Origin of the sequence: Streptomyces sp. NPDC053513 (assembly GCF_044544765.1) — a bacterium.
Lineage (GTDB): Bacteria > Actinomycetota > Actinomycetes > Streptomycetales > Streptomycetaceae > Streptomyces > Streptomyces litmocidini.
Window position 1 is genome coordinate 413,487 of the sequence record NZ_JBITXP010000004.1, and the last position, 19,486, is coordinate 432,972.

At 73.7% G+C, this 19,486-nt stretch carries 18 protein-coding genes and 2 tRNA genes; 13 read left to right on the forward strand and 7 right to left on the reverse strand.

Annotated elements, in window-relative coordinates:
- The first annotated feature begins 16 nt into the window (after positions 1-16).
- Complete coding sequence (locus ACIGW4_RS09675; RefSeq protein WP_399579541.1) at positions 17-595, forward strand: hypothetical protein; 579 nt, start codon at positions 17-19, stop codon at positions 593-595.
- 75 nt (positions 596-670) lie between these two features.
- Here the strand turns inward: ACIGW4_RS09675 and ACIGW4_RS09680 are convergent, their stop codons facing one another.
- Entirely contained in the window at positions 671-1,537 is an 867-nt protein-coding gene (locus tag ACIGW4_RS09680; protein WP_398708552.1) for a spermidine synthase, read from the reverse strand.
- A gap of 34 nt (positions 1,538-1,571) precedes the next feature.
- Positions 1,572-2,123, reverse strand: coding sequence for a hypothetical protein (locus ACIGW4_RS09685; RefSeq protein WP_399579543.1), 552 nt, complete (start codon positions 2,121-2,123; stop codon positions 1,572-1,574).
- 225 nt (positions 2,124-2,348) lie between these two features.
- Between ACIGW4_RS09685 and ACIGW4_RS09690 the strand changes: the two genes are divergently transcribed.
- Positions 2,349-3,638: a tetratricopeptide repeat protein gene (locus tag ACIGW4_RS09690; RefSeq protein ID WP_359587430.1), complete on the forward strand. Its 1,290-nt coding sequence runs from the start codon at positions 2,349-2,351 to the stop codon at positions 3,636-3,638.
- A gap of 66 nt (positions 3,639-3,704) precedes the next feature.
- Here ACIGW4_RS09690 and ACIGW4_RS09695 read toward each other — a convergent pair whose 3' ends face one another.
- Complete coding sequence (locus ACIGW4_RS09695; protein ID WP_123452626.1) at positions 3,705-4,301, reverse strand: histidine phosphatase family protein; 597 nt, start codon at positions 4,299-4,301, stop codon at positions 3,705-3,707.
- Positions 4,302-4,444: 143 nt separating this feature from the next.
- On the opposite strand from ACIGW4_RS09695, the gene ACIGW4_RS09700 reads away from it, so the two are divergent.
- From ACIGW4_RS09700 to ACIGW4_RS09720, 5 genes are read left to right on the forward strand one after another with little or no spacing between them, the layout of a single operon-like run.
- On the forward strand, positions 4,445-5,287 hold the full coding sequence (locus ACIGW4_RS09700) for a phosphatase PAP2 family protein (RefSeq protein ID WP_399579546.1): 843 nt from the start codon (positions 4,445-4,447) through the stop codon (positions 5,285-5,287).
- Positions 5,217-6,371, forward strand: coding sequence for a hypothetical protein (locus ACIGW4_RS09705; protein WP_359587428.1), 1,155 nt, complete (start codon positions 5,217-5,219; stop codon positions 6,369-6,371). Before ACIGW4_RS09700 ends, ACIGW4_RS09705 begins: the two co-directional genes overlap by 71 nt.
- Positions 6,372-6,408: 37 nt before the next feature.
- Positions 6,409-7,998, forward strand: coding sequence for a hypothetical protein (locus ACIGW4_RS09710; protein WP_398708544.1), 1,590 nt, complete (start codon positions 6,409-6,411; stop codon positions 7,996-7,998).
- On the forward strand, positions 7,995-8,156 hold the full coding sequence (locus tag ACIGW4_RS09715) for a hypothetical protein (RefSeq protein ID WP_398708543.1): 162 nt from the start codon (positions 7,995-7,997) through the stop codon (positions 8,154-8,156). The genes ACIGW4_RS09710 and ACIGW4_RS09715 overlap by 4 nt, the downstream gene beginning before the upstream one ends.
- 2 nt (positions 8,157-8,158) lie before the next feature.
- Positions 8,159-9,484 carry an AAA domain-containing protein gene (locus ACIGW4_RS09720; protein WP_399579635.1) on the forward strand — a complete coding sequence of 442 codons (1,326 nt, stop codon included), beginning with the start codon at positions 8,159-8,161 and terminating at the stop codon, positions 9,482-9,484.
- A gap of 166 nt (positions 9,485-9,650) precedes the next feature.
- Here the strand turns inward: ACIGW4_RS09720 and ACIGW4_RS09725 are convergent, their stop codons facing one another.
- Complete coding sequence (locus ACIGW4_RS09725) at positions 9,651-9,818, reverse strand: hypothetical protein (protein WP_185094555.1); 168 nt, start codon at positions 9,816-9,818, stop codon at positions 9,651-9,653.
- Positions 9,819-10,153: 335 nt separating this feature from the next.
- Here ACIGW4_RS09725 and ACIGW4_RS09730 point away from each other — a divergent pair, with 335 nt between their 5' ends.
- From ACIGW4_RS09730 to ACIGW4_RS09740, 3 genes are all read left to right on the forward strand, one after another.
- Positions 10,154-10,510, forward strand: a complete 357-nt coding sequence (locus ACIGW4_RS09730; protein WP_030693847.1) for a hypothetical protein — start codon at positions 10,154-10,156, stop codon at positions 10,508-10,510.
- 166 nt (positions 10,511-10,676) lie between these two features.
- Positions 10,677-11,306, forward strand: coding sequence for a hypothetical protein (locus ACIGW4_RS09735; RefSeq protein WP_398708541.1), 630 nt, complete (start codon positions 10,677-10,679; stop codon positions 11,304-11,306).
- Positions 11,297-11,370 (forward strand) — tRNA-Lys (locus ACIGW4_RS09740). The genes ACIGW4_RS09735 and ACIGW4_RS09740 overlap by 10 nt, the downstream gene beginning before the upstream one ends.
- 50 nt (positions 11,371-11,420) lie before the next feature.
- Here ACIGW4_RS09740 and ACIGW4_RS09745 read toward each other — a convergent pair.
- Entirely contained in the window at positions 11,421-12,701 is a 1,281-nt protein-coding gene (locus tag ACIGW4_RS09745) for a M6 family metalloprotease domain-containing protein (protein ID WP_398708539.1), read from the reverse strand.
- Between the two features lie 324 nt (positions 12,702-13,025).
- Here ACIGW4_RS09745 and ACIGW4_RS09750 point away from each other — a divergent pair, with 324 nt between their 5' ends.
- A complete protein-coding gene (locus ACIGW4_RS09750) occupies positions 13,026-14,933 on the forward strand; it encodes an EAL domain-containing protein (protein ID WP_123452635.1) in 1,908 nt (635 codons plus the stop codon).
- A 125-nt stretch (positions 14,934-15,058) separates the two neighbouring features.
- On the opposite strand, the gene ACIGW4_RS09755 is transcribed toward ACIGW4_RS09750, so the two are convergent.
- Both ACIGW4_RS09755 and ACIGW4_RS09760 read right to left on the reverse strand, forming a co-directional pair.
- Positions 15,059-16,762: a glycosyl hydrolase family 18 protein gene (locus tag ACIGW4_RS09755; RefSeq protein ID WP_123452637.1), complete on the reverse strand. Its 1,704-nt coding sequence runs from the start codon at positions 16,760-16,762 to the stop codon at positions 15,059-15,061.
- A 241-nt stretch (positions 16,763-17,003) separates the two neighbouring features.
- Entirely contained in the window at positions 17,004-18,110 is a 1,107-nt protein-coding gene (locus tag ACIGW4_RS09760) for an LLM class flavin-dependent oxidoreductase (RefSeq protein ID WP_359587423.1), read from the reverse strand.
- Between the two features lie 315 nt (positions 18,111-18,425).
- Here ACIGW4_RS09760 and ACIGW4_RS09765 point away from each other — a divergent pair, with 315 nt between their 5' ends.
- Both ACIGW4_RS09765 and ACIGW4_RS09770 read left to right on the forward strand, forming a co-directional pair.
- Positions 18,426-19,184, forward strand: coding sequence for an IclR family transcriptional regulator (locus tag ACIGW4_RS09765; protein WP_017237127.1), 759 nt, complete (start codon positions 18,426-18,428; stop codon positions 19,182-19,184).
- Between the two features lie 87 nt (positions 19,185-19,271).
- Positions 19,272-19,345 (forward strand) — tRNA-Lys (locus tag ACIGW4_RS09770).
- Positions 19,346-19,486: the final 141 nt, after the last annotated feature.

A 19,486-nucleotide genomic window follows, 5' to 3' on the forward strand; every position in this document is an offset into this window, starting at 1 on the left:
GGTGCACTATGTCCCGGTGCGAAGAGGACCCGTTCACGCCCTGGCCTGGTCGCTCGCCACCGGCGCGGCGGTCACCCTGTCCTGGTGGGGGGTGCACACGGTGCTGTCCGGCACGGTGTACGACCCGCCCCGCGCGCTGCCCCTCCCGGCCGGCCCGGCCATCGGAACCGCTGCCTCCGGGGTCGGCCCGGGGACCTCCTCCACCCGGCGGCCCGAGAGCGCCCCGCCCTCCCCGCCCGCCGGCCCGACGCCCGCGCCGAGCGGGACCCGCACGCCCCCGGCCACCCCGTCCGCGGCCCCCTCGCGCCGCCCGGACCCCACGACGCCGACGCCCGCCACCGCCCCACCGCCGTCCCCGGACGCGCGCTCGGGCGTGAAGACCTACACCGTGGACGGCGGCCGGGTCACCTTCGACCTCGGGCAGGCCTCGGCGGAACTGGTCTCGGCGACGCCCGCGTCGGGCTGGCAGATGCAGGTGTGGAAGCAGCCGACCTGGATCCGGGTCACCTTCACCGAGGACGGCCGGGAGCTGTCGGTCTTCTGCGTGTGGCACGACAGCGCGCCCCGCGTGGAGATCGACGACCGGCGGACGTAGGGACGACGACCGGCGGACGCGGGGACGACGACCGGCGGACGCGGGGGCCGGTCTTCCGCGCCGGCTCCGGGGCGGTCAGCGGAAGGCGGACGCCGGGGGTACGGGTGAGGGCTTGGCGTTCGCGTCGGTGACGGGGACCGCTCCGCCCGCGAAGTCGGCGAGGGCCCGGCCGTGTTCCACGCGTCCCGGGTGCGGGTCGGTGGCGACCCGGCGGGTCAGTTCGGCCACCGGCAGCTCGCGGTCCGAGGCGAGCAGCACCGCGTTGCCGAAGCGGCGGCCGCGCAGGACCGTCGGGTCGGCGGCGAGCGCCAGTTCGGGGAAGACGGCGGCGGCGGTGGCGATCTGGCCGCGCAGGTGGGTCAGGGGCGGGCCGTCGGCGAGGTTCGCCGCGTAGAAGCCGCCGGGCCGCAGCACCCGTCGCACCTCGGCGAGGAACTCGGTGCTGGTCAGGTGGGCCGGGGTGCGGGCCCCGCTGAACACGTCGGCGATGACGAGGTCGGCCCAGCCGTCCTGGACCTTGACGAGGCCGGCGCGGGCGTCGGTGGAGCGGACCCGGATGCGGGCCCCGGCGTCGAGGGGCAGTTCCCGGCGGACGAGCTGGACCAGGGGCGCGTCGAGCTCCACGATCTGCTGGGTGGAGCGGGGCCGGGTCGCGGCGACGTAGCGGGCGAGGGTGAAGGCGCCGCCGCCGAGGTGGACGGCCTGGAGCGGCCGGTTCGGCGGGGCGGCGAGGTCGGCGATGTGGCCGAGGCGCCGCTGGTACTCGAAGGTGAGGCGGGCCGGGTCGTCGAGGTCGACGTGCGACTGCGGGGCGCCGTCGATGAGCAGCGTCCAGCCGCGCGGGCGCTCCCGGTCGGGTATGAGTTCGGCGAGGCCGCCGTCGACGGTCTCGACGACGGGGACGGCCGCCGCCGCCCGGTCCCGCTGTTTGTTCCTGGCCACGGGCCCATTATCGGGGCATGCCGGGCAGGAGGGCTCAGTGGCAGCCGTCGGCCGCCTCGATGAGCCGGGCGGCCTCGCCGAGCGCCTCGCGCAGGACGGCGGGGTCGGTGACGGGGTCGGTGTCGCCCGGGGGCAGCAGCCAGCCGGCGGGGCGGGGCGCGTCCCCGGCCGGTTCGGGGAGCTCCGGCAGCTCGGGGAGGCGCAGGCCCCGCCCCGAGGTGCGCGTACAGGCGCTGCCCGGCATGTCCCAGGCGGCGGCGGTGCCGGGCGGCACCAGGAAGCCGAGGGTGTCGCAGGTGCCGTCGTGGACGACCGGTCCGACGGCGGGGCCGGCGGCGCGGCGCAGGATGTCCACGGCCTCCAGGCCCTGGCGGGCCGGGACGGTCACCAGGTCCCAGGGCCCGACGACGGAGCGGGGACCGTCGGCCTCCGGGGCGGGCGCGTGGCGCGTGACGTCCGGGGTGGGCACGTGACGCGTGACGTCCGGGGTGGGCGCGTGCCGCGTGACGTCCGGGGTGGGCGCGTGCCGCGTGACGTCCGGGGTGGGCGCGTGCCGCGTGGCCGCCTGCGAACCGATCTCCGACATGGGGGACCCCTCCTCGCTCCAGAGGAGACACGTTCCGTCTCTCCTTTACGGTTCAACGCCCGTGCGCGTCAACGGCTACGGCGGTATCCCGCCGCAAAGGATGGCAGTTCATGGCAGATCGCAGGCGAGATATCCGATTTGTAGCCAAACTCAGCGTACGCATCCGGTCACAGCAGGTACGTTCTTGCCGCCGGAAACCCGGCAGCACCAGGAGAGGGCTCGGCCATGGCGATGTCACGGGCAGTTCCCAATCTCGCCTTCCGCCGGCTCCGCGGACAGCACTCGCCGGCGGAGTTCGCCGCGGCGGTCCGCCGGGCGGCGCGGGAGATCGGCGAACAGGTCGCGTGCGACGCCCGCTACATCGGGCGCGTGGAAGCGGGCGAGATCCGCTGCCCCAACTACGCGTACGAGCGGGTCTTCCTGCACATGTTCCCCGGTCTGAGCCTCTCCGACCTGGGGTTCTCCGCGCGGGAGACGGTGCGCGGCCGGCGACAGGCCGTCCCGGCCGGGGCAGCGCCTCCCGCCGCCATCACCACCCGGAACGATGAGGAGAGCGACGTGCTGCGTCGCGCATTCATGACGAGCGGCTCCGCCACCCTGGCGGCCGCCTCGCTGGGACTCGGCGGCCCCGCCGTCGCGATCCCCTCCCCCCGCGGCACCCACCGGATCGGCGAGACCGAGGTGCGGGCCGTCGAGGACGCCGTGCGGCGGATCCGGCTGCTCGACGACCGGCACGGCGCCGACGGGCTCTACAAGGTGGCCGCCCAGCCGCTCCGTACCGCGTACGCGCTCCTCGACGCCGGCACCACGGCCCGCCGCTCCACCGAGGACCGGCTGCACGCGGGCGCGGGCGAGCTCTCCCTCTCCGTCGGCTGGCTGGCCCACGACTCGGGCCGGCACGAGGACGCGCGCTCGCACTACGCGGAGGCGCTGGCCACCGCGCGCGTGGCGGGGAACGCGGCCCTGGAGGCGCACGCCTTCTGCAACACCTCGTTCCTGGCCCGGGACACCGGCCGCTACCGCGAGGCGGTCCGGGCGGCCCAGGCGGGCCTGCGGGCCGCGCAGCCGCTGGACTCGGCCCGGCTGCTCTCCCTGCTGTCGCTGCGGGAGGCGGGCGGGTGGGCGGGGCTCGGCGACCGCTCCGCCTGCGAGCAGGCCCTCGGCCGCGCGCACCGGTACTTCGAGCGGGGCCCGGCCGAGGGCGACCCCGAGTGGATGTCCTTCTTCGGCGAGCCGGAGCGGGAGGCGCTGGAGGCCGGGTGCTGGTCGGCGCTCGGCGAGTGGGGCCGGGCGGCGCGCCACGCCCACCGGGCGGTGGTCCTGCAGAACCCGCACTTCGCCCGGAACCTCGCGCTCTACCGGGCCCACCTCGCCAAGGACCTGGCGCACGCCGGCCGCCGGGACGAGGCGGCGGCGGAGGCGCGGCGCGTCGCGGACTCCCTCGACGGCATCGCCTCGGCCCGGATCCGCGACCTGCTCTCGGAGACCGGCAGGGTCCTGGCCGGCACGTCCTGAGCCGTACGGAGCCCCGCGGCCCGGACCGCCCCGGCCGGCCGGCACGTGCCGGGGCCGCTCAGGCCGTCACTGCTCCAGGTGTCCCGTGTCGTTCCAGCGCTCGATCGCCGGGGCGTCGTACGCCCAGCCGAGGACCGAGAGGCTCGTCGGGTCCAGGCGGATGCGGGCGGCGAAGGAGACGTCCTCGCCGAGCCAGCGCGCGCCGATCGAGCGCAGGATGTGGCCGTGGGCGAAGACCAGGACGTCCCGGTCGGCGGAGCGGGCCCACTCCACGATCTCGTCGGCGCGGTCCGAGAGCTGGGCGAGCGTCTCCCCCTCGGGGACGCCGTCGCGCCAGATGAACCAGTCCGGCTGGATCTTCTTGATCTCGGGCGGGGTCAGCCCCTCGTACGCTCCGTAGTCCCACTCCATCAGCGCGTCCCAGGGCTCGGCCCGGTCCCCGAAGCCGGCGAGCTCGCACGTCTCACTGGCGCGGACGAGCGGGCTGGTGCGCACCTCCACGCCGGGCAGCCCCTGCCAGGGGCCCCGGTGCAGGCGCTCGCCGAGCAGCTTCGCCCCGCGCCGTCCCTCGTCGAGCAGCGGTATGTCGGTCCTGCCGGTGTGCCGGCCGAGGAGGGACCACTCGGTCTGGCCGTGCCGGGCGAGCAGGATGCGGGGTGCCATGGGAAGGACGCTCCAGAGGTTCACGGTGCGGACGTGCCTCTCCCATCATCGCCGACGTGAACGCGCGGTGGCGTCCGGGCAACCCCCGGGGACCGCCCCGCGTCCCCTCCCCCGGGCCGATCACCGACCGGGGGGACTCGTTCATGCGCAAGCCACGCTGGTGGGCGGAGCTGTCCCTGATCGCGGTCGTGTACGCGGCCTACTCGGGCGGGCGGCTCCTGGTGAAGGGCGACGAGGCCTCGGCCGTGGCGCACGGGCTCGCGGTCCTGCGGTTCGAGGAGGGCCTCGGGATCGACGCCGAGCACCCGTTGAACCGGTGGTTCACGGACGTCCCCGCGCTCGGGGTCCCGGCGGACTTCGCGTACGCCTCGCTGCACTACCTGGTGACCCCGGCGGTCCTGGTGTGGCTCTTCCGCCGCCGCCCCGCCCACTACCGGACGGCCCGCACCTGGCTGATGCTCGCCACCCTCCTCGGTCTCGTCGGCTTCACGCTGCTGCCGACCTGCCCGCCCCGGCTCCTCGACGCGGCCCAGGGCTTCACGGACACGATGGCGCACTTCAGCGCGTACGGCTGGTGGGGCGGCGAGGCCAGCGCGCCGCGCGGGCTCGGCGGTCTGACGAACCAGTACGCGGCGATGCCCAGCCTGCACGTCGGCTGGGCGCTGTGGTGCGGGGTGATGCTGTGGCGGTACGGGCGCACGCTGCCCACGAAGGCCCTCGGGGTGGTGTATCCGCTGGTCACGGCGCTGGTCGTGATGGGCACCGCCAACCACTATCTGCTCGACGCGGTCGCCGGGGCGGCCGTGATGGGCGCGGGCCTGCTGCTCGCCCCGTACGCGCTGCGGCTCGCCGACCGGATCCGTACGACACCGGAAGCGCCCCCGGTTGTCAGTGGCGGATGGGACACTTCGGCGGGTGAGCGCATCCCCGGACAGCGGTCTGTCCCGAACACCGCGGACGACACCTCCTCGGCAACTACTCGCTGAGCTGCGCGGACCGGCCGTCGTGCCGCGTCCGCTGGACGCCCGAGCCCTCGCGGCGCTCGCGGCCAACCCGGGCTGCAAGCGGCGGGCCGTCCTCGACGGCGCCGGCGTCGACAAGTCGGCGCTGGCCGCGAAGCTCGGCTCGCCCGCGCCGTTCGGGCAGTCGCAGTTCGCGATCGTGCGGGGCAACTCCTTCGAGGCGAAGGTCAAGGCGGACGGCGGACGCGAACTGCTGCGCCTGATCGGCGTGGAGGAGCCGGTCGAGGTGTCCGTGCCCGATCTGGCGGCGGCCGGACCCGAGGGGCGGGTGGCGCGCACGGCGCTGGCACTGCGGGAGGCGACGGGCGCCGGGGCGTGGACGCTGCTCGACCATCCGCTGCTCGCCCTGGAGGTCGCCGGCTCCCCCGTCCACCTGGAGCCGGACGCGGTGGTGGTGCACCCCGACGGCGGCTGGACGGTGGTGGAGATCAAGTCGTTCCCGATGATCGACGGTTCGGCCGACGCGGCGAAGGTGGGCGCGGCGGCCCGTCAGGCCGCGGTCTACGTGCTGGCCCTGGAGCGGGTGGCGGCCCGTACGGAGGGCGCGCGGGTCGCGCAGTCGGTGCTCCTCGTCTGCCCGAAGGACTTCTCGAACGTGCCGACGGCCTCGGTGGTCGACGTGCGCAAGCAGCGGTCGGTGACCCGGCGTCAGCTGGACCGGCTGACCCGGATCGACGAGATCGCGCGGGCCCTGCCGGAGGGCATCAGCTTCGACGTGGTGGAGCGGACGGCGGAGGAGCTGACGGCGGCCGTGGAGTGCGTCCCCCATCAGTACGCGCCGGAGTGCCTGGCCGCCTGCGAGTTGGCCTTCCACTGCCGGGCGCGTTCCCGGGAGGCGGGCGCGGTGGAGACCCTGGGCCGTTCCGTGCGGGGGGAGTTGGGCGGTCTGACGACGGTCGGCGCGGTCCTGGCCGCGGCGCGCGGCGAGGAGGGCGACCCGGAGGACCCGGCGGTGGCGGCGCTGCGCCGGGCGCGGGCGCTGCGCGAGGAGGCGCTGGCGTCGGCGCCCGCCCGCACCCCCCGGGAGGTCGTCGAATGCCCCTGCTGAACCCTCGCTTCCGCGCCGCTCCCCGGGAGGCCCTGGCATGTCGCTGATCTCCACGCTCGCCCGGATGGAGGCCGTCGAGTCGGGCCGGGCGCAGCCGCTCGCCACGGTCCGGCACCGGCGGCTGTCCGCACGGCCGTTGGTCCTCGTGCCGCTGACGACGGCCGGTGAGGCGGGCGCCCCGCTGGGCGCGCTGGTCGGCACCGATCCCGAGGAGCCGCGGCTCCTGGTGGTGCCGCAACCCCGTGACCGCGACCTGCGGTTCGCGTTCCTCGCGGACCTGGCCGAGGAGGTCCTGCCGTACGTCGACTCGTTCACGGACGTCGTCGAGGCGGCGGAGCGCAGCGAGGTCGACCCGGAGACCGGCAAGAAGGTGAAGGTCGAGGTCGAGCTGTGCGCCGACGCGCCGCAGCTGATCGTGCCGAGCCGGGCGGGCATCGAGTACGTGCGGCTGCTGGGACGGTCGACGCGGTTCCGGCGGACGGCCGAGCAGGACCCGGAGACGCCGTTCCCGGCGCCGCCGCGGGTGCCGCTGCTCGGCCGGTGGCTGACGCACTTCGGCGAGCGGGCCCGGGTGCCCGGCTCCTCGCTGCTCCTCGCGGCGACGGACCTGCTCAACCGGCACTGGGCGACCGGCCAGTCGTCCCTGGAGGACCAGCACCTGGGCGCGCTGCTCGCCTGGATCGACCCGCGGGACGGCGAGTCGGGCGCCGAGGCGGCCCTGCGGGCCGAGGTCGGCCGGGACGCCCAGGGGCAGCTGCTCTGCCCGCCGGCCGGGCCCGCGACCGACCCGGCCTTCGACAACAAGCTCCTCGCGCCCGCGATCGAGCGGTACGACCGGGCCCGGCAGGCGCTCGGCGCGGCCGAGGACGGCGAGAGTGCCGACACGGGCCTCGCCGCGCTGCACGGGGCCGAGCGGGAGCTGCGCCGGCTGATCGCCTCGCAGCTGAAGCCGACCTGGGACGCGGTCTGGCGGGCGATCGAGCTGCTGCGGGAACTGCCGGAGGGCGCCAGGGTCGAGGACCGCTGGACCCGTGACCGCTGGTCCTTCACCGGCCACCGGGACCGGATCGCGGCCGGCGAGCCGCCGCAGCCGCGCCGGGACGACGCGGTGACGGCGGCGCAGAAGCTCGCGGCCCGGGAGCAGGCGCAGGGTCAGCTGGAGGCGCAGGAGGCCCTGGACGACCCGCTGGTGATGGCGGGGCGGCGGCTCGCGGGCGAGGCGTTCTCGGCCGAGGTGGTCGAGGTGACGATGGCGTGGACGGAGTCGAAGCGGCCCGCGCCGCGCCCGCTCGTCGCGGTCCGCACGGACGACCGGCCGCACCTGGGCGAGAAGGTGAGGGTGTACCGCTCGCTGGACGGCAGGCCGCAGGCGGCGGAGTTCGTGCGGTACGAGGAGGACGGCTCGCTGCTGCTGCGGATCCTGGACCGGATGGGCCGGTCGAAGGAGCCCGCGGAGGGTTCGGTGCCGGAGAAGGGCGAGCGGATCGCCTGGACGCTGTTCGAGCACGACCAGCGGGTCGGGCCGAAGCTGCCGGACCCGGAGGAGACGCCCTGGACCCACGGCGGCCCGCCCCGGACGGACGCCGTGGAACTGCCCGACGCGGTGACGCCGGAGGACGTCCTTTGACCGGGTTCGACGTCGTGACCCCCGAGTTCGCGACCCCTGACTTCGTGACACCTGACTTCGTGACACCCGAGTTCGCGACCTCCGTGTTCGCGACCCCCGAGTTCATGACCCTTGACTCCGTAGCCCCCGAGTTCGTGACCCCCGAGGACGTGCAGTGACCATGTTCGACCCGTCCGCCGAGGCAGCGCGCGCGACCTCCGCCATCCTGGCGGACACCCTGCACGGCACCGCGCGGGGCGTCGTCGTCGACTCCCCGCCGGGTGCCGGCAAGTCGACGCTCGTGGTCCGGGCCGCCCTCGAACTGGCCGCCGCCGGGCGGCCCCTGATGGTGGTCGCCCAGACGAACGCACAGGTGGACGACCTGGTGCTGCGGCTCGCGGAGAAGGAGCCGGACCTGGAGGTCGGCCGACTGCACTCCAGCGACTCCGACCCGTACGACAAGGCGCTCGACGACCTGGCCAACGTACGGAAGTCGGCGAAGGCGGGCGAGCTGGCCGGGCTGCCGGTCGTCCTGTCCACGGCCGCCAAGTGGGGGCACGTGAAGAACGTCGAGCCGTGGGCGCACGCGATCGTCGACGAGGCGTACCAGATGCGCTCGGACGCGCTGCTCGCGGTGGCGGGCCTCTTCGAGCGGGCGCTGTTCGTGGGCGACCCCGGGCAGCTCGACCCGTTCTCGGTGGTGGGCGCGGAGCAGTGGGCGGGGCTGTCGTACGACCCGTCGGCATCGGCGGTCTCCACGCTCCTGGCCCACAACCCGGAGCTGCCGCAGCACCGCCTCCCGGTCTCCTGGCGCCTCCCCGCCTCGGCCGCTCCCCTGGTCTCCGACGCCTTCTACCCCTACACGCCGTTCCGCAGCGGCACCGGGCACGGCGACCGGAGGCTCTCCTTCGGCGTCGCCCCGGACGGCTCGGCCCCCGACCGGGTCCTCGACGAGGCCGCCGAGTCCGGCTGGGGCCTCCTCGAACTCCCGGCCCGGCACACCCCCCGCACCGACCCCGAGGCGGTCGGCGCGATCGCCCTGGTCGTGCGCCGGCTCCTGGACCGGGGCGGCGCGACGGTCTCGGAGCGCTCGGAGACCCCGGTCCCGCTCACCCCGGACCGGATCGCCGTCGGCACCGCCCACCGCGACCAGGCGGCGGCGATCCGGGCGGCACTCGCGGACCTGGGCGTGACGGGCGTGACGGTGGACACCGCGAACCGGCTCCAGGGCCGCGAGTACGACGTGACGGTCGTCCTGCACCCGCTGTCGGGCCGCCCGGACGCGACCGCCTTCCATCTGGAGACGGGCCGGCTGTGCGTGCTGGCCTCGCGGCACCGGCACGCGTGCATCGTGGTGTGCCGGGCGGGCGTGGCGGAGCTCCTCGACGAGCACCCGTCGACGGACCCGGTGCGGCTGGGGGTCGCGGTCTCGTTCCCCGACGGCTGGGAGGCGAACCACGCGGTCCTCTCCCACCTGGAGGAACACCGGGTGACCTGGACGCCGTGAGGCGGCGCGTCGAGGAGACCCGGACGCTGCGGAGCATCCGCCCCGCGCGGCCTGCCTCCACGGCGCGCCGCCGATGCCGGTGCGGATCCGTCCTGCCGATCGGAGGGCCGTCCGGCCCGATGTCACCGTACGGGAGGGCGTCTCCGCCCGGCGTGACCTGGACCTCCTAGTGCCGCGGTGGCTTCTTCGGCTTCTTCCTCACGGCGTCGACATGGGTCTGCTGGGTATCGGTCACGACCGACACCACTTCCATGGCCGCCGGTGCGGCGAGGGCCCCGCAGAGTGCGAAGCCGCACACGCTCAGGGCGGCGCGTTTTCGAAGGGCTGCTTGCATGGTGCATCACCTGACTCATGACGAATCGCAGGCTCACCTTCCACGATTCTCCTCGCCTCCTCGTGACGTCAAGAGGCAAGGGCCGCAAAGGAAGTTGAACGCTCCACCACGGTGCGGGTGATGCCCGCCGCCTCCGCGACGGGCGCCCGCGCGGCCCCCTCCCGCCTGGAGGAACACCGGGCGGCCCGGACGGCGTGACCCGTCCCGCGGGTCGAAACCGGGGCCCGGGAGGGCCCCGGGGGCGTACGGGGAAGGGTTCGCGCTCTTGCGGGGCGCGCGACAATGGAAGACGGCCCGGGAGTCCGGGCCGTGCCTGTGCGAGGAGGAGAAGGACGATGGCGGAACCCGCGGAGCGGAGCGCGCAGCGGCGGCTTCGGCCGGCACCGCTGATCTTCGAGCCTGCCGAGGCGACCGCCGATCCGGAGCACTTCTTCGACCTGGAGTCGATAGAGGATCCCCGCGAGCTGCTGTCCCGGGCGACGGAGCTGACGCTCGCGTTCCGGGCGGCGACGGACCGGGCGACCGAGTTCCAGGCGATCGCGGCCGCGCAGCTGGCGGATCCGCGCCGGTTCGACCGGCTGACGGCGGCGGACGTCGCCGAGCGGGCGGCGTGGACCGAGGACTACGCCCGGAAGATGATCGAGTTCGGCCGTGACCTGATCCGGACGAACGGACAGCCGACGGAGGACTGAGCCCGCCCGGCGGGGGGCGGCTCGGTGTGGCTCGGAGCCGTATGTCTGACCGAAAAACAACCCCTGGCATATGCCGAGGGGGCACGATACTCCTCCCCCACCCCTCCTGTCCGGGATTCCGCGAACCCTCGGCAATCGTCTCGTCACGCCCGGTACACCTGGACGCATGACGACCTGGCTGCGCGACGAGACCCCGCACGACATCTTCCGGTTCCTCCGGCAGGGCGACGAGGGACGGCACCAGACGGCCCGGGTGACCGCCGACGGGGCCGCCTGGCTCGCCTCGGCCGCCGGGGGCCGGGCCGGCGCCGCGCTCACCCGCTGGGAGTCCCGCCCCGCCTCCCCGGCGGCGCTGCCCTGCGGGACCCTCTTCGACGTCGTCAACGTGGACCCGGTCTTCGGGCGCCGGATGCTGGACCGGCTGTGGGAGGAGGGCCCGGGCTCCGGGCCCGTCGCGACGCACCGGGGCCGGGTGATGCTGTTCGCCGCGCCGGGGACGGCCCAGCGGCTGCCGGCGCTGCTCGACTGGGAGGAGTGGAGCCGGGAGGTCCCCCGGCCGCTCTGTCACGGGATCGGGGACGCGGTGACCGTGCCACCGCTCGTGCCGTCCGACTCCGCCGGGCCCCGCTGGCTGGTGGCCCCGGACAGCCGGCATCCGTGGCTGCCCGGCCCCGAGGTCGTGCTCTGGGCCTGCGTGCGGGCCGTCCGGGCGGCCTCCGCCGCCGACGTGCGGGTATCGATTTTTCCTCCCGCCGATCCGGATGCTAATGTCTACGACGTCAGCAGGCGCCGCTAGCTCAGTTGGTTAGAGCAGCTGACTCTTAATCAGCGGGTCCGGGGTTCGAGTCCCTGGCGGCGCACAGACAGGAGGAGCCCCTCGCGGAAGCGGGGGGCTCCTTCGCGTTCTCGATCAGGATCCCCTGGGCGGGGTGATCTTCACCGTCCAGACGCCCGCCTCGGTGCGGTCGGTGACCTCGACGCGGATCCCGGTGCCGGGCACGGTCAGGGTCTCGCCCTCCTCCAGGGGGGCGTCCGCGAGCGGCGGGTAGACGGAGTGGTCCGCGCACGCCTGGGTGGCGGGGTGCGCGTCCACGACCTCGACCGGGCCGTCGCCGGAGGCCGCGTCGCCGTGGACCCGGTAGACGAGCACGCCCTCGGCGCAGGTGTCGGCGTCGTTCCCGGCGCTGCTGCGGGCCTCGATCGCCAGGACGCTGTCCGGGCCGGTGCGGACGACGGCGAGCCGGGTGCCGAGGGTGCCGCCGGCCGGGGGCGGGGCGTCGACCGGCTCCAGGCTGACCAGCCGGGAGCCGGAGCCCTGGACGCAGGTGACCTGGGCGCGGGAGAGCCAGCCGAGCTTCCACTTGTTCCAGCCGAAGAGGTCCGGGGAGAGTCCGAACTGGCTGCCCATGACGTCCCAGTCGCCCACGTGGGTGTCCCAGTCGCCCTTGCCGTCCACCGGCCGGTGGTAGAGGTCGGGCAGGTCGAAGACGTGGCCGGTCTCGTGGGCGAGGACGTTGCGGTCGGGCGGGTGCCGCTCGAAGACGGTGACGACGCGCTTGATCTCGGTGCCGTCGGCCTCCAGCGGGTGCTCCAGGTTGACGACCTTGGTCGCGTCGGAGTCCACGCCGGGCGCGTCCGGGTCGGCGACCAGGTAGACGATGTCGTACCGCGAGAAGTCGACGTCCTTGTCGGCGGCGGCGATCGCGTCGCGGAGGTAGGCGGCCCGCTTCCCGGCGTCCCAGTCCCGCCGTATGTCGTACTCCTCCGACGCGTGCGGCATCGGCGTCCAGGAGGACCGGGGGTGCGGGCGCAGGTCGAAGCGTCCGTAGGAGGCGCGGGCGAAGTACTCGCTGGTGGCGGGGAAGTGGTCGGCGGCGAGTTCGGCCGGTTCGGTGAGCGGTGCGGAGTCCGGGAAGGACAGGAAGATCATGACCGCGTCGAGGTCCTGGTTCGGCCGGGGGTAGGAGTCGTTCCAGGTGTCGAGGCCGAGCGAGTGGTGGGCGGCGGTACGGGGCAGGGCGCAGGGGTTCGCCGAGGACGCGCCGGCGGCGGGGCCCGCGACGAGCCCCGTGGCGGCCAGTGCGGCGAGGGCGGTGAAGGCCGCCGCGCCGGCGCGCAGCCGTGGGCGTTCCACTCCCCCGGGTGGCTGCTGAGCCCTCACGTGGACCTCCGGATCGGGAATGCGGGACACCTCACCCACCTTGTGACGGTTTGCGGCGTTTCGCACGTTTCCGCTGCCCCGGTCGGGTGAGGGCGCGCCATGGGGTCGACGCGACACGAGCGCGCTTCAGCTCACGGAAAGTCACATTCGGTCATGCCCTCGACGCCCCGCGTCAGACCCGCGCAGAAACGATCGGGCGGGTCGGTCCGGTGGGCAGCCTCACAGCGCCGGAGGCCCCTCGGAGACGCCTCGGAGCTGGAACGCTCCCCCGGCTGGCTCTATGATCGGCTCACTCTTCCTTGGCCGACCGTCCCGACCACATGTGACCGGCCCGACTGCACACGGGAGCGAGCGGTGAGCGGAACCCCCGAAGGACCGGTGCACCCAGAGCCGGCGGAGACACACGCGGCCGAACCCGCACTCACGGAGCGTCACCTCGTGCGCCGTGCGGCCGAGCTCCGCGACTACCGCGCCGCCTTCCGGGTCTCCCAGCTCGCCATGGCCGTGGTCGACGAGGACGGCGTCGTCGTCGCCGCCAACGACTCCTTCGGGAGCCTCCTCGGCACCGAACCCGCGGCGCTCCGGGAGCAGGCCGCGGCCGACCTCGTCGACCTCGCCTCCGACGGCCGCACCTGGCACGCCTACCGCGAGGTGCTCGGCGGCCGCCGCTCCCGCTTCCGCTGCACCCGCCGCCTCAAGCACGCCGACGGGCGCTCGCTGTGGGCCGAGGTCACCGTCGCCCCCGTCCCCGACAGCCGGCGCGTCCTGCTGTCGATCGCGGACATCAGCGAGCGGCGCGAGCTCCACGCCCGGCTGCGCCACCTCCAGATGCACGACCCGGTGACCCGGCTGCCCAACCGGGCGCTGTTCTTCGAGCGCCTCTCGGCGGCCCTGGAGGCCGCCGCCCAGGACGCCGCGGCCGCCGAGGCCCGTGCGCGGCACGACGCCCAGGAGTCCCCCCGCTCGCACGAGTCGTACGAGTCACATGAGTCGTACGAGTCGTACGGCTATGGCAGAACAGGGCGGATCGGCCTCTGCTACCTGGACCTCGACGGCTTCAAGGCGGTCAACGACACCCTCGGCCACCGGGTCGGCGACCGGCTCCTGGCCGCCGTCGCCACCCGGCTGACGGAGTGCGCGGACAGCGACGGCTACACCCGCAACGGCGGCCACCTCGTGGCGCGGCTCGGCGGCGACGAGTTCGCGATCCTGGTCGAGGACTCCACCGGGACGGAACAACTGGCGGACCTGGCGCGCTCGGTGCTCGACGCGCTGCAGCACCCCTTCGACCTCGGCGGCCGGCGGCTCTCGGTCTCCGCCTCGATCGGCGTGGTCGAGCGGGCGGCGCCCGGGACGACGGCGACCGCCCTGATGCAGGACGCGGACACCACGCTGTACTGGGCGAAGGCCGACGGCAAGGCCCGCTGGACGCTCTTCGACCCGGAGCGCAACGCCCACCGCATGACCAGGCAGGCGCTCTCCTCCACCCTGCGGCCGGCCGTGGAGCGCGGGGAGTTCGCCCTGGAGTACCAGCCGCTGGTGGACCTGACCGACGGGGCGGTGCGCGGGGTGGAGGCGCTGGTGCGCTGGAACCACCCGCAGTTCGGCTCGCTCTCGCCGAATCGGTTCATCGGGATCGCCGAGGAGGACGGCTCCATCGTGGAGCTGGGCCGGTGGGTCCTCGCCACCGCCTGCCGCCAGGCCCGGCAGTGGCAGAAGGACCATCCGCGCGAACGCCCCCTCTTCGTCAGCGTCAACGTGGCGGTCCGCCAGGTCTGGGACTCCGACCTGGTCGCGGACGTGGCCGGCATCCTCGCGGAGACCGGTCTCGCACCGCACCTGCTCCAGCTGGAGCTGACCGAGTCCGCGGTGATGGGCTCGAACGGCCGGCCGCTCCAGGCGCTCCAGGCGCTGAGCGACATGGGCGTGCGGATCGCCATCGACGACTTCGGCACCGGCTACTCGAACCTCGCCTATCTGAGCCGGCTGCCGGTCTCCGTGCTCAAGCTGGACGGCTCCTTCGTCCGGGGCTTCCAGGACGAGGAGCACGCCAACCCGGCGGACGAGCTGATCGTCGAGGCGCTCGTGCAGCTGGCGCACCGGCTCGGCCTCACCGTGACCGCGGAGTGCGTCGAGACGGCCGGACAGGCCAGTCGGCTGCGCCGGATCGGCTGCGACACCGGGCAGGGCTGGCTGTACTCGCGGGCGGTGGCCCCGGACCGCATCGCCGAGCTGATCGGCACGGAGCCGCTGCCCGTATAGGAACCGAACCGCTCCCCGTACAGGAACGGAAAAGCTCCCCCGTACAGGGGCGGAGACGTGGAACTGCCCCCGGCCGGAGGGACATTCCGGGCGGGGGCAGTGGTCTTACGGGGTTCCGCGGAGGGTCAGCAGGCGCCGAGGTCCTGCCAGACGCCCCACTCGCCGGTGCTGCCGGGCGCCTCGTTCTGCGTCCACCACTTGGCCTTCCAGTTGTGGCCGTTGTAGGAGACGGTCTGGCCGCCGGTGTAGACCTGGCCGGCCACGTACGCCGGGGCGGTGCAGCCCGTGGGCGGCGTCGTCGGCGGGGTGGTGGGCGGCGTGGTCGGCGGAGTGGTGGGAGGCGTCGTCGGCGGGGTCGTGGGAGGCGTGGTCGGGGTCGTCGGGGACGAACCGACCGCCGTCACGATGTCCTTGAAGAGGGTCGCGTTGGCGTCGAGGCCGAGGAGCGAGTACATCATCGCGCCGGCCAGGCCGCGGTTGTGGGCGTAGTCGGCGCGCGCCTGGATGGTGCGCTTGTCCAGGCCGGTGAAGAACTCGCCGTCCTTGTAGAAGTACGCGGACTTGGCCTGGTCGTCCCAGAAGGTGGTCGACGGGTTGTCGACGATGCCGCCGAGCTCCTTGTAGTACGCGATGCCGGCCGCCTGGCTCAGCGGGCGGGCGTTGGAGCCGCCGGTCGCGGTCTGCGCGAGGCCGTTGGTGGTGCCGGCCGGGACGCCCTTCCAGCCGCGGTAGTAGAACTCGTAGCCGAGCGTCAGCTTGTTCGCCGGGAAGCCGCCGGTGATGCCGTAGGCGGGCTTGCCGTCGATCCAGGAGTCGATCGCGTTCTCGATCGAGTACTTCTCGGTGCCCGGCTTGATGACGTCGGTCGGGTCGTTGGCGCCGGAGCGCAGCGGGGACTGGTGGTACGTGGGCCCGTCGCCGTCCCAGGCGCCGTGCATGTCGTACGTCATGATGTTCGCGTAGTCGAGGTACGCGCCGATCTTGTCCGTCTCGATGTTCTTGATCTTGTCCTGGCCGGCCGGGAGCGCGGCGGTCAGGAGGTACTTCTTGCCGCCGTGGGCCGCGCCGTACTCGTCGAGCTGCTTGCGGAACTCGGCGAGGAGGAGCGTGAAGTTCTGCTTGTCCTCGGGGGCGTAGTGGTTGCCGAGGTGGCCGTCGGGCGAGCCGGGGTACTCCCAGTCGATGTCGATGCCGTCGAAGATGCCGGCCGCGCTGCCGGGGCCGCCGTAGCCGCCCTCGACGGGCAGGTCGCCCTGGATGTACTGCTTGATGCAGGAGGCGACGAGCTTCTTGCGGCTCGCGTCGGTCTTGGCCGCGTCCGAGAACCACTTGGAGTAGGACCAGCCGCCGATCGAGATGTTGATCTTCAGCTTGGGGTGCTTCGCCTTCAGCTCCTTGAACTGGTTGAAGACGCCCACGATCGGCTGGTCCCACTTGTCGGCGACGCCGTCGACGCTGTCCGCCGCCGAGAAGGACTTCTGGTAGTCGGCGTACGAGTCGCCCGCGCCGTCGCCCGCGTTGGGGTTGTTGTCGTCGCCCGCGGCCTTGTTGGCCTCGAAACAGGTGAGGTCGGTCGGGTGGATGTTCCCGAACGAGTAGTTGATGACGTCCAGGCCCGCCGCGATGCCCCGCTCGTCGAGGTGCTTCGGGTAGAAGGCGTTCCCGTAGACGCTCCACTGGTCGTAGTACGCGATTTTCACGCCGCCCGTGGAGGCGGTGGTGCCGGTCTCGGCGGCCTGGGCGGAGCCGAGTCCGGCCGTGGCGGCGAGGGCGCCGGCGGCGAGGGCCGAGCTGAGGAGCGCGGCGATCAAGGGCTTACGGGGGTGCACGTGCTGCCTCCGGGAGGGGGTGGCGGTACGGAAGTTGGAGCAGTGATATCCGCCGCGTGAACAGCACGTCAATGGTCTGAACCAGATTGAGGACTAGACCAATTCGAGGGAGAAAGCCCTTGTCAGAGGGGTGAAGCACAAAAGAAGACCGCCCGCCACCATCGGTGACGAGCGGTTTAAGGTTCACTTAGGGAAGGGCGGCGGTCCGTTCGGGTACGAACCAGGCGGCCCGGTTTTCGCGTTACTCCGACGGCTCGGCGAGATCCGGGAGCCCCGCCGGGTCCGGGAGCTCCGGCAGCTCGTACGCGTCGGCGATCAGCTCGTAGCTCCGCACCCGCTCCGCGCCGCCGTGTCCGTTGGCCGTGATCATCAGCTCGTCCGCGCCCGTCCGCTTCCGCAGGTCGTCCAGGCCGACGCGCACCTCGTCCGGAGTGCCGTACACGACGTTCGCGAGCCAGCCGTCGACGAACTCCCGCTCGGCGGGGCTGAATCCGTACGCCTCCGCCTCCTCCGGCGTCGGCACCAGACCCGGCCGGCCGGTGCGCAGCCGCAGCATCGCGAGCGCGCCGGCGAGGACCTGGCGACGGGCCTGCGCCGCCTCCTCGGCGGCGAACGCCGAGACGCCGATCATCGCGTACGGGGCGTCGAGGACCTCCGAGGGCCGGAAGGAGTCCCGGTAGAGGTCGAGCGCCGGAATCGTGTTCCTGGCCGAGAAGTGGTGGGCGAAGGCGAAGGGCAGCCCGAGCAGTCCGGCGAGGCGGGCGCTGAAGCCGGAGGAGCCGAGCAGCCAGATCGGCGGCCGCCCCTTCGGACCCTGTACCGGCCCCGGCACGGCGTGGATCCGGGCGTACGGGTGGCCGTCCGGGAAGTCGTCGTCCAGGAACCGGGTCAGCTCGGCCAGCTGCTCCGGGAAGTCGTCGGCGCCTTCGTCGAGGGTGTCTGACCGGCGCAGGGCGGCGGCCGTGGCCCCGTCGGTGCCGGGCGCGCGGCCGAGGCCGAGGTCGACCCGGCCCGGGGCGAGGGCCTCCAGGGTGCCGAACTGCTCGGCGACGACGAGCGGGGCGTGGTTGGGCAGCATGACGCCGCCCGAGCCGAGCCGGATGCGCCGGGTGTGGGCGGCGAGGTGCGCGAGGATCACGGCCGGGGAGGAGGAGGCGACCCCGGGCATGGAGTGGTGCTCGGCCACCCAGTGCCGGTGGAAGCCGCGCCGCTCGGCGAGCCGGCTCAGCTCGACGCTCGTGGCGAGCGCCTGGGTCGCGGTCCGCCCGCTGCCGACGGTCACCAGGTCCAGCACGGACAGCGGCACGGGCGCGCTGCCCCGCGCCTCTCCTCGAATAGCGTCGGACACCGTCGGGACCCTCCTCGGCACATGTGCGGATACATCCGGACCACAACAGGAGGGTGTCTCCGTTTATTCCGCGCCCTCGCGGGCGGAAAATTTCTGCCGCGCGCCGGTGGCCGAACTCCGACGCCGGCACCCCCGCGCACGCCCCTGACCTGAGGCTCCACGCACCACTCATGACGTGGGCATATGCCAGGGTGTCGCGCCCCAGCCCAGAGGCCCGGTCCGCCGCATCATTCTCGCCAACAGCCGCCCCGTAAAGGGCCCTTGGCGGTTATCGTGGTACGAAAGCTTGCGGTCACAACCTGGTAGGGGGAAACCGTGGCGCTGAAGCCCGAGCCCACCGCGCCGTTCCACTCGGTGCAATACGCCCTGCGCGTCCTCGAGACGGTCTCCCGGCACGGTGGCGGAGTGACAGACGTCCAGATCGCGCGCGAGACCGGCCTGCCCGTCGCCCACCTGTCCTCACTGCTCCTCATGCTCCGTCGCGAGGGGTACGTCGAGCAGGTCGCCGACGGCGCGTACGTGATCGGGGACTCCCTCGTCCTCCTCGGCTCCGGCCTGACCCGCCGCGAAGCCCTGGAGGCCAAGCTCCAGGAGACCCTGACCGAGCTCCGGGACTCCGTCGGCGCGGCGGTCTACATCAGCCGGTACATCGACGGCGAGGTGAAGATCACCCAGTTCGCCGACGGCCCGCGCACGCCCAAGGTCAACGAGTGGGTGGACTTCCGCTCGGCCGCGCACGCCAGCGCGGTCGGCAAGTGCCTGCTCACCCAGCTCGACCAGAACGGCCGCCGGGACCACCTCTCCCGGCACAAGATCGCCCGGCTGACCTCCCGGACGATCACCAGCGAGCGGATCCTCTTCTCGAAGCTCGACAGCCAGCCGGCGACCGTCCCCGTGCTCGACCTCCAGGAGTACGCGGTGGGCACGGTCTGTGCGGCCGTCCCGCTGACGGCGGGCTCGGCCGTGGGCTGCCTGGCGCTCTCCCTGCCGATCGAGCACGCCCACCGGCTGCGCGCGGCGGCGGACACGCTGAACCGCAGGGCCGCTCCGGTGGTCCTCTCGCTGGCGATCTGAGGCGTGATCCGAGGGGTACGGAGAGGGGTCCCGGCGGGGTGGTCACGAGCACCCCTCGGGACCAGGTAGTATTTTCTCTGTCAGCAGGCGCCGCTAGCTCAGTTGGTTAGAGCAGCTGACTCTTAATCAGCGGGTCCGGGGTTCGAGTCCCTGGCGGCGCACAGACAGGGAAGGCCCCCTCACTTCGGTGAGGGGGCCTTCTTGTCGTGCCGGGAGGCTCCCCGGGGCCACGCCGGGGGTGCCCGGGGTCATGCCGGGGCGTGTCCGAGGGGTCATGCCCGGAGGCCCGCCCTCCCGGGGGC

Excerpts from the sequence above, each read along its gene's own strand:
- ACIGW4_RS09685 (WP_399579543.1), bottom strand. The coding sequence starts at position 2,123 with ATGTCGGAGATCGGTTCGCAGGCGGCCACGCGGCACGCGCCCACCCCG.
- ACIGW4_RS09690 (WP_359587430.1), top strand. The coding sequence starts at position 2,349 with ATGGCGATGTCACGGGCAGTTCCCAATCTCGCCTTCCGCCGGCTCCGC.
- ACIGW4_RS09695 (WP_123452626.1), bottom strand. The coding sequence starts at position 4,301 with ATGGCACCCCGCATCCTGCTCGCCCGGCACGGCCAGACCGAGTGGTCC.
- ACIGW4_RS09700 (WP_399579546.1), top strand. The coding sequence starts at position 4,445 with ATGCGCAAGCCACGCTGGTGGGCGGAGCTGTCCCTGATCGCGGTCGTG.
- ACIGW4_RS09710 (WP_398708544.1), top strand. The coding sequence starts at position 6,409 with ATGTCGCTGATCTCCACGCTCGCCCGGATGGAGGCCGTCGAGTCGGGC.
- ACIGW4_RS09720 (WP_399579635.1), top strand. The coding sequence starts at position 8,159 with ATGTTCGACCCGTCCGCCGAGGCAGCGCGCGCGACCTCCGCCATCCTG.
- ACIGW4_RS09725 (WP_185094555.1), bottom strand. The coding sequence starts at position 9,818 with ATGCAAGCAGCCCTTCGAAAACGCGCCGCCCTGAGCGTGTGCGGCTTC.
- ACIGW4_RS09730 (WP_030693847.1), top strand. The coding sequence starts at position 10,154 with ATGGCGGAACCCGCGGAGCGGAGCGCGCAGCGGCGGCTTCGGCCGGCA.
- ACIGW4_RS09735 (WP_398708541.1), top strand. The coding sequence starts at position 10,677 with ATGACGACCTGGCTGCGCGACGAGACCCCGCACGACATCTTCCGGTTC.